The 2,311-nt window shown below is 37.4% G+C and carries 5 protein-coding genes; 4 read left to right on the top strand and 1 reads right to left on the bottom strand.

What is annotated here, in order from left to right:
* Window positions 1-4: 4 nt before the first annotated feature.
* The 4 genes from EKM00_RS15030 to EKM00_RS14625 all read left to right on the top strand — a co-directional run bounded on the left by EKM00_RS15030 (window position 5) and on the right by EKM00_RS14625 (window position 1,933).
* Window positions 5-307, top strand: a complete 303-nt coding sequence (locus EKM00_RS15030; RefSeq protein ID WP_126516683.1) for a helix-turn-helix domain-containing protein — start codon at window positions 5-7, stop codon at window positions 305-307.
* Window positions 308-498: 191 nt separating this feature from the next.
* Window positions 499-1,335 (top strand): type II toxin-antitoxin system HipA family toxin, encoded by an 837-nt coding sequence (locus EKM00_RS14630; RefSeq protein WP_370453943.1) that lies wholly within the window; start codon window positions 499-501, stop codon window positions 1,333-1,335.
* 2 nt (window positions 1,336-1,337) lie between these two features.
* Entirely contained in the window at window positions 1,338-1,736 is a 399-nt protein-coding gene (locus tag EKM00_RS15235) for a type II toxin-antitoxin system HipA family toxin (protein ID WP_370453944.1), read from the top strand.
* 8 nt (window positions 1,737-1,744) lie between these two features.
* Window positions 1,745-1,933: a hypothetical protein gene (locus tag EKM00_RS14625; protein ID WP_126516682.1), complete on the top strand. Its 189-nt coding sequence runs from the start codon at window positions 1,745-1,747 to the stop codon at window positions 1,931-1,933.
* A gap of 66 nt (window positions 1,934-1,999) precedes the next feature.
* Here the strand turns inward: EKM00_RS14625 and EKM00_RS14620 are convergent.
* The coding region (locus EKM00_RS14620) for a transposase (RefSeq protein ID WP_148103251.1) at window positions 2,000-2,311 on the bottom strand (312 nt) is incomplete at its 5' end.

Raw genomic sequence — 2,311 nt, 5'->3', positions numbered from 1 at the left:
ATAAATGGCGCACTTTGTTGCGGAATCGTGGTGTACTTTGCTCCGGAATGGGTGGTGTACTTTCGTCGGAATATCTAAAAACATAAAAATGGCGCGTAAAAGAAGAAAACTCACTATGATACAGGTCGCGGAGAGAGCCGACATTTCAAGATCCACATTACACCTAATCGAGTTAGGAAACACAAGTGTGGCAATGGGTGCTTATTTCAATGTACTCAGAGTATTAGGCCTTCAGGACGATTTCCTAAAACTAGCTTCAGACGATGAACTCGGAAGAAAACTCCAAGACCTCGAACTTCTAAAATAAAACCACTCCACTTAACTCGCACTAAAATTCCCCTCCTTTGGAGGGGTGCCCAAAGGGCGGGGTGGTAAATTAATAATATAAAATGGCAACTAACAAAACCGACATATACGTTTACGCACATTGGCAAGATTTGATTTTAAGAGGAGGACTGCCAGTGGCAGTCTGGTATAATCTCAATTTAACAATATAAGATGTCTATAAAAACTGAAATATACGTATATGCACATTGGAAGGGTTTACCTGAACCCAAGATAATTGGCATCTTATCAGCACAACAAGCTAAAGGTAAAAAAACATTCAGCTTTGAATACAATAAAGACTGGATAAAATCAGAACAAAAATTCCTGTTAGACCCGGACATTCAATTATATGGTGGACCACAATACCCAAACAAAAAAGAAAACTTCGGAATCTTTTTGGACAGTATGCCCGACACTTGGGGAAGAACACTGATGAAGCGGAGAGCGGCGCAATGGGCAAAAGAAGAAGGAGAAAAAGCACCAACACTCTATGATATTGATTTTCTGTTAGGTGTTTACGATGAAAGTCGTATGGGAGCATTACGCTTCAAAATAAATCCGGAAGGAGATTTCTTAGACAACAACAAAACAGCTTCAACACCGCCTTGGTCATCCATTCGCGAACTACAAAATGCAGCTACTAATTTTGAAAATGACGATGACAATGATGAGGTAAAAAAATGGCTATCTGTGTTGATGGCACCAGGTTCTTCACTCGGAGGAGCTAGACCAAAAGCCAATATCTTAGACAATGATAAAAGCCTGTGGATTGCCAAATTCCCATCCAAAACCGACACCACAGACAAAGGTGCCTGGGAATTCCTATCCTATAAATTGGCAATAAATGCGGGTATAGAAATGGCACCATGTCGTATCGAAAAAATAATGGGGAACTACCATACATTTTTCACAAAACGCTTCGACAGAGAAAACGGAGAAAGAATACACTTTGCATCCGCAATGACCATGACTGGAAACAATGAAGATACAATCCGGCAAGCTATTTAGACATAGCCGAATTTATTAGTAATCATGGAACAAATATAGAAGCTAACTTATACCAATTATGGCGCAGAATAGTATTTAACATAGCTATTTCAAACACAGATGACCATTTAAGAAACCACGGCTTTATCCTGACCAAAGAAGGTTGGATATTGTCACCAGCCTATGACCTAAACCCCTCAATTGAAAAGGATGGTTTGGCTTTAAATATCGATACCGATAATAACGACCTCGATTTCGAATTAGCAAAAAGTGTTGGAGAATATTTCCGCCTAAACAAAGAACAAATGGAAACCATCATACAAGAAGTACTCCAAGCAACAAGCAATTGGAAAAACATTGCTAGTGAAATAGGTATTTCAAGAGGAGAACAAGAATTGATGGTAAAAGCATTTAATTCCTGAACATCATTATGATAGAATCATCTTTCGACAAAATAATTACAACGTTAACCGTAAGATTAAAGGATTTCCTAAACAATGATTATATCGGTAGTGGTGTCATCTACTATCAGGATAACTTCAAAGACAAAGTTTATATACTGACAGCTTCACATTGCTTATTTACAGATGGAGATCAGTTCCGGAACCAAAGAAATTAAATCTGTATCGATTTATTAAAGCCCGTTCGCGCATTCTATGATAAAAAACAAGCGATATTTTAAAAATTAGCAGGCAAATTTATATGTATTTATGTATGGGGTTTGCCTGTTAATTACTGAAAAGACCCGACCAATAATTTTGCATTTTACATTGTTTAAAACCAACATAGCATTCTTACCCTCTGCTTTTTTTCTTTCATAATATTCTTTGAGTTGTGGATCGTGTTTCACTGCCACTAAAGCACACATTTGTAATATTGATTTCATCTTTTTATCTGCCATATGATTTACTTTGGTTCTGCCTTTAATACTCGAACCCGAACTATATTCAAAAGGGGCAGTTCCAGCATAACAAGCAAATTTTCTAGCATTATCAAA

Origin of the sequence: Flavobacterium sp. RSP15, assembly GCF_003968755.1 — a bacterium.
Classification (GTDB): domain Bacteria; phylum Bacteroidota; class Bacteroidia; order Flavobacteriales; family Flavobacteriaceae; genus Flavobacterium.
Note: the sequence above shows the minus strand (reverse complement) of the source record. Positions and strands in the feature narration are given on the sequence as shown.

Excerpts from the sequence above, each read along its gene's own strand:
- EKM00_RS15030 (WP_126516683.1), top strand. The coding sequence starts at position 5 with ATGGCGCACTTTGTTGCGGAATCGTGGTGTACTTTGCTCCGGAATGGG.
- EKM00_RS14630 (WP_370453943.1), top strand. The coding sequence starts at position 499 with ATGTCTATAAAAACTGAAATATACGTATATGCACATTGGAAGGGTTTA.
- EKM00_RS14625 (WP_126516682.1), top strand. The coding sequence starts at position 1,745 with ATGATAGAATCATCTTTCGACAAAATAATTACAACGTTAACCGTAAGA.